This is a genomic window from Methylomonas sp. BG-2 (assembly GCF_057766305.1).
Window position 1 is genome coordinate 1 of sequence record NZ_JBYMAP010000271.1, and the last position, 5,053, is coordinate 5,053.

The following is a 5,053-nucleotide window of genomic DNA, read 5'->3' on the forward strand; positions in this document are numbered from 1 at the left end:
ATTCCGACGCCAGTCACCGGCACGGCGCCGCGTGGAGACATTCATTCTCCCCGGCCCGAACCTTAACGGCGAACTTATCCTTTCTCCAAACGGTTGCCAAACGGCCGTTTGAGTTTCCACCAGTTTGCCGTGATTGCCGGCCGTTGCCGAACTCTTTTCGTTGCCCAATTCAGGTTGCCGGCCCCAACGCTTGATCCCCAATGAAACGGCGGATGGGGCTATACTGTCCGCAAAGCTTAACGCCGTGCTCACGGCGTTCGCCTCTTCCAACACTGATGAGAAATGCGATATGTGGTTCACCAGACTGTTACCCCAGCTTCCCTTGCTCCTAATGCTCGGATGCGCCGAAACCCCCGAGCAACCGGCGCCGTTACCGCCGACTCAGGTCGATCTGAAGATCGAAAGCGCGCCGATGATCAACCCCGATACCGACGGCAAGGCCGCCCCGGTTTTGCTGCGGGTTTACGAGTTGCGCGAACAAAGCTCGTTCAATGGTGCCGACTTTTTTGCACTGTTCGACAAAGAGCAGGCCACGCTGGCCGCCGATTTGGTCCGTAAGCAGGAGTTGCTGATCAAACCCGGCGAAAACAAAGCAATACATATCGAACCCGCCGCCGACACGCGTTCTCTGGGTTTTTTCGCGGCCTTTCGCAAGCTGGATAATGCGCAATGGCGCGCGGTCGCGCCAGTAGTCGCGCATCAAAACAACACGGTGACCTTGAAAATCAAGGGGAATACATTGGCCGCCGATGCGTCCGCCGAGCCGCCGCCCGCGCTAGCCGTCAAGCCGGCGGATTAATTTGCGCGGACGACCACCCTCCCCTTGAATTTTAAGCCGCGTTTCGCGAGCTGGCCGGCCCGAGCCAAATTGGGCCGGCCTGGCTTTCACGCCGAACCCTTGCCGCGGTTTTCCATCCGCCTCAGAAACTCCGCCATGATCGCTCGGTAGAGTTCCTCGCCCAGATACTGGTCCTCGACGCCGCTGTCGATGCTGGGGTTGTCATTGACCTCGATGACGTAACCCTTGCCGCCCACTTCCTTGACGTCCACGCCGTATAAACCGTTGCCTATCGGCTGAGTGGCTTTCAACGCCGCCTCCAGCACCGCCCTCGGCACCTCGAAGGTCGGCAACGTCGCGAAACTGCCGCTATCGGTGCGATTGGCGCCGTGCCGGTAAATCTGCCAATGGTTTTTCACCATGAAATAACGGCAGGCGTATAAGGCCTTGTGGTTGAACACGCCGATCCGCCAGTCGAAATCGGTATACAAAAACTCCTGCGCCAGTAGCAACGCCGATTGCTGGAACAACTCGGCGACTTTTTGCTCCAGTTCCGCCCGGTTATTCACCTTGACGATACCCCGCGAAAACGAACCGTCCGGAATCTTGATTACCACCGGAAAGCCGGCGGCGACTTCCAATTGGTCCAGATGCGCGGCATTGCCCTTGTGCAAAATCCAGGTGCGCGGCGACGGCACGCGGTGGGTACGGAACAAATCGGCCAAATACACCTTGTTGGCGCAGCGCAAGATGGAGTTGGGATCGTCGATCACGACCAAGCCCTCGGCCTCGGCTTTTTTCGCGAAGCGGTAAGTGTGGTGGTCTATCGCGGTGGTTTCGCGGATGAACAGGCCGTCGAACTCGGGAATCCGGCCGTAATGGTTCTGGGTAATCAATTCCACGTCGATGCCCATCCGCCGCCCGACGTGGATAAATTTCTTCAACGCGCCGCGATTGCTGGGCGGCAGGGTTTCGGCCGGGTTGATCAACACCGCCAGATCGAATCGCGCCGCCTTGCGGGCCCGGCTCTTGCGCCAGACTTTCTTGCTGAATTTGTCCAGCGCGTCAGCGAAAAAGGTTTGCATGTCGTCGTTCAACTGGCGCGGCGATACCGCGGTCAAATCGGTGATTTCCCATTGCTGTTGCGGGCGGAGCGTGACCTTGAGAATCGGGCAGGGAAAGCGCTCGAACAACAAGCGCGCCAACTCTTGAAACGCCGGCTCCGGCGTCGTGCCGAAATAGCTGTACAGCACCAACTCGCCGTCCTTGTTCCGCTTCTTGAACGCCCGCAGCAGGGGCTCGGTAAAGTCTTGCAATTGCAGGCGGTACAAGGCGTTCTTGCCCAAGTCGTTGATGACTTTTACCGATGGAATCACGTGGTGATTGCGCGCCTCCGCCAGCAACGAACAGTAATAGCCGTCGGACAAATAGGCGTAATCACCGCACAAATTGATGATCCTCATTCGCCGATCCGGATCGGCGTGCGCGGTCGCCAGATAGGTTTCGAAAGTGATGACGTGTTCGCTGGGATAATAAGGCCCCCAGTCGGAAAGGTCGTCGACTACCAGTAGCGTACTTGCCATCGCGGAATTTGCCTTGCGGAGAGTGGAAATAAGCCCGGCATTCTGGAACCGACCGCGGATTTTCACAAGCACCAATCCATGCCGCATAATGACGCCGTGACCGGCGCTTGAGCGGAAATTGATTCGGGAGGTAAGAATGCGGCGTTTGATGTGGGTGATGTTTTGTTGCGGAATCTGGTTCTGGCCTACGGCCGGAGCCGCCCCACCGGATGCGCTACCGGCGCCGTTGGCACCCTGGGCGGAGTGGGTGCTGCACGACCAGCCCGAACACGGCTGTCCGTTCGGCCACGACGACTTTCAAACCAAGCATTGCGTCTGGCCGGGGCCGTTGCAATTGCAACTGGAAAACGACGGCGGCCGTTTTTCCGGCGACTGGACCTTGTATCGCCGCGACTGGTTGGAACTACCCGGCGACGAACGCCACTGGCCGCAAGCGGTAAGTGCCGATCGGCAAGCCTTGCCGGTGTTGCTGCGTAACGGCAAGCCGGCGGTGTATCTGCCGGCCGGACACTACCGGATCGCCGGCGAGTTTCGCTGGCAACAACTGCCCGAACAGTTGGCGCTACCGGAGGCTCCGGGACCGCTACAACTCAGCGTGGCCGGACTCGCCGTACCTTACCCAACTATCGAGCAAGGCGCGGTCTGGCCGCGCGCCGATGCCGGCGGCACCGGCCAGGACCGCTTGGACTTGCAAGTGTTCCGGCAAATCATCGACGACCTCCCTTTGCAAGTCGCCACGCGCCTAGATCTGGAAGTGTCCGGCGCCGCCAGGGAGGTCGCGCTGCCGCTGGCCTTGCTGCCCGGCCTGATTCCGGTCGATCTGACCAGTCCGTTGCCGGCCCGGCTGGACGGAGAAGGCCGGCTCTGGCTGCAACTGCGGCCGGGCCGCTGGCGCGTCGAATTACTCGCCCGCCATCCCGGACCGGTCGAGGAACTGGCCCTACCGGCCGGCGACGCGGCCTGGCCGATCGCCGAACTGTGGACCTTTCAAGCGATGCCGGCGCTGCGGCTGGTAGAAATCGACAATCTGCCGGCGATCGACGGCAGCCAAACCAATTTACCCGAAGATTGGCGGCACTTGCCGACCTATCAAGTCGCGGTGGGGCAGCATTTGCATTTCAATACGTTGCGCCGGGGCGATCCCGAGCCGGAACCGAATCGACTCACGCTGCTCCGGACGCTGTGGCTGGATTTCGACGGCGGCGGCTATACCGTTAACGACAAGATCAGCGGCACAATGAACCGGGATTGGCGGTTGAACGCGCTGCCGGAAACCCGACTCGGCCAAGTGCAATTGAACGGCCAAAACCAACTATTGACTCGGCTCGATCAATCCGACGGCATCGAAGTCCGGCGCGGCGCAATCGAGCTCAGCGCCGACAGTCGCATCGAAAACGGCATCGCCGCAATTGACGCCGGCGGCTGGCAACAACGTTTTCAGTCTCTGCGCGCCGAACTCAACCTGCCGCCGGGTTGGCGACTGCTGGCCGTGACCGGCGTCGACAACACCTCGGACACCTGGCTGGCGCGCTGGACCTTGCTGGACTTGTTTCTGGTCGCGTTGGCCGCGATCGCGGCCGGTCGGCTGTGGTCGCCGGCTTGGGGCGGCTTGGCCTTACTCGGTTTGGCACTGATCTGGCACGAGGCCGACGCGCCGCGCTGGCTGTGGCTGAACGGCCTGGCCGTCACCGGCTTGTTGCGGGTGGCGCCGGCAGGACGCTTGGCGCGTTGGCTGACCTGGTATCGCGGCGCCAGCTTGGCGGCGCTGCTGATTGTCGCGGTCCCGTTCGCGATCGATCAATTGCGCGCGGCCCTGTATCCCCAATTGGCCGAGCCGGCGGCCTTCGATGATTTCGGATACTCCGTGGCTCCGGCCGGCACCGACGCGGCGACCGCCGAGCTGGCCGAAACCGCCGACGACGAAGCTCCGCAAGAATTTAAGCGCGAATACTTGCAAAAGGCCTTGCCGATGTCGGCGCCAAGCGGGTCCACCACCAATCTGGACCGGATTGATCCGGACGCCAACCTGCAAACCGGACCCGGTTTGCCGAATTGGCATTGGCAACGAGTCCGGTTGAACTGGAACGGCCCGGTCGATAGCGCGGAACGCTTGCGCTTCTGGTACCTGCCGCCGTGGGCCACCGCGTTGCTGCGCCTGCTGCAAACGGCGATCGCGGCCTTGTTGGCGCTGCGTCTGGCCGGATTCACGCTGCCCGCTTGGCGCCCGGGCAAAGGCTCGACCGTCTCATTGATCTTGATTCTACTAATCGCACCCCACCCACCGGTCCATGCCGCGGATTGGCCGGATCAGGCCATGCTGGAACAACTGAAAACCCGCCTGCTGGAGGCGCCGGCCTGCGTCCCGCAGTGCGCGCAGATCACCGAACTAAAGGTTCTGGCCCATCCAGAAGCCTTGACGCTGGACTTGCAAGTTGCCGCCGATCGCGAAGTCGCCGTGCCGTTGCCGGCCAAACTGGGCATCTGGTTTCCTGAACGCATCGATCTGGACGGCAGCCCCGCCCGCGCGGCGATTCGCCTCGATGACGGCGGTTTGAGGGTATTAGCGCCGGCCGGCGTGCATGTTTTCAGACTGCAGGGCCGCTATGCCGACCTGGACAAGTTCGCGCTAGCCCTGCCTTTACCGCCGCGCCATGTCGCGTTAAAGGCCGAAGGCTGGACAATCGGCGGCGTT

General features: G+C 61.6%; 3 protein-coding genes and 1 pseudogene. 2 read left to right on the plus strand and 2 right to left on the minus strand.

What is annotated here, in order from left to right:
* The coding region (locus AC3B8H_RS18455) for a hypothetical protein (protein ID WP_488442998.1) at positions 1-300 on the minus strand (300 nt) is incomplete at its 3' end.
* On the opposite strand from AC3B8H_RS18455, the gene tssJ reads away from it, so the two are divergent.
* On the plus strand, positions 290-799 hold the full coding sequence (gene tssJ / locus AC3B8H_RS18460) for a type VI secretion system lipoprotein TssJ (RefSeq protein WP_488442999.1): 510 nt from the start codon (positions 290-292) through the stop codon (positions 797-799). The genes AC3B8H_RS18455 and tssJ overlap by 11 nt on opposite strands.
* A gap of 86 nt (positions 800-885) precedes the next feature.
* On the opposite strand, the gene AC3B8H_RS18465 is transcribed toward tssJ, so the two are convergent.
* Positions 886-2,361 (minus strand): RimK family ATP-grasp domain-containing protein, encoded by a 1,476-nt coding sequence (locus tag AC3B8H_RS18465; RefSeq protein ID WP_488443000.1) that lies wholly within the window; start codon positions 2,359-2,361, stop codon positions 886-888.
* Between the two features lie 136 nt (positions 2,362-2,497).
* Here AC3B8H_RS18465 and AC3B8H_RS18470 point away from each other — a divergent pair.
* Positions 2,498-5,053 (plus strand): annotated as a pseudogene (locus AC3B8H_RS18470) (hypothetical protein); the annotation flags it as partial.

Bases quoted from the DNA above. Each gene is read 5' to 3' on its own strand.
- tssJ (WP_488442999.1), top strand. From the start codon at position 290: ATGTGGTTCACCAGACTGTTACCCCAGCTTCCCTTGCTCCTAATGCTC.
- AC3B8H_RS18465 (WP_488443000.1), bottom strand. From the start codon at position 2,361: ATGGCAAGTACGCTACTGGTAGTCGACGACCTTTCCGACTGGGGGCCT.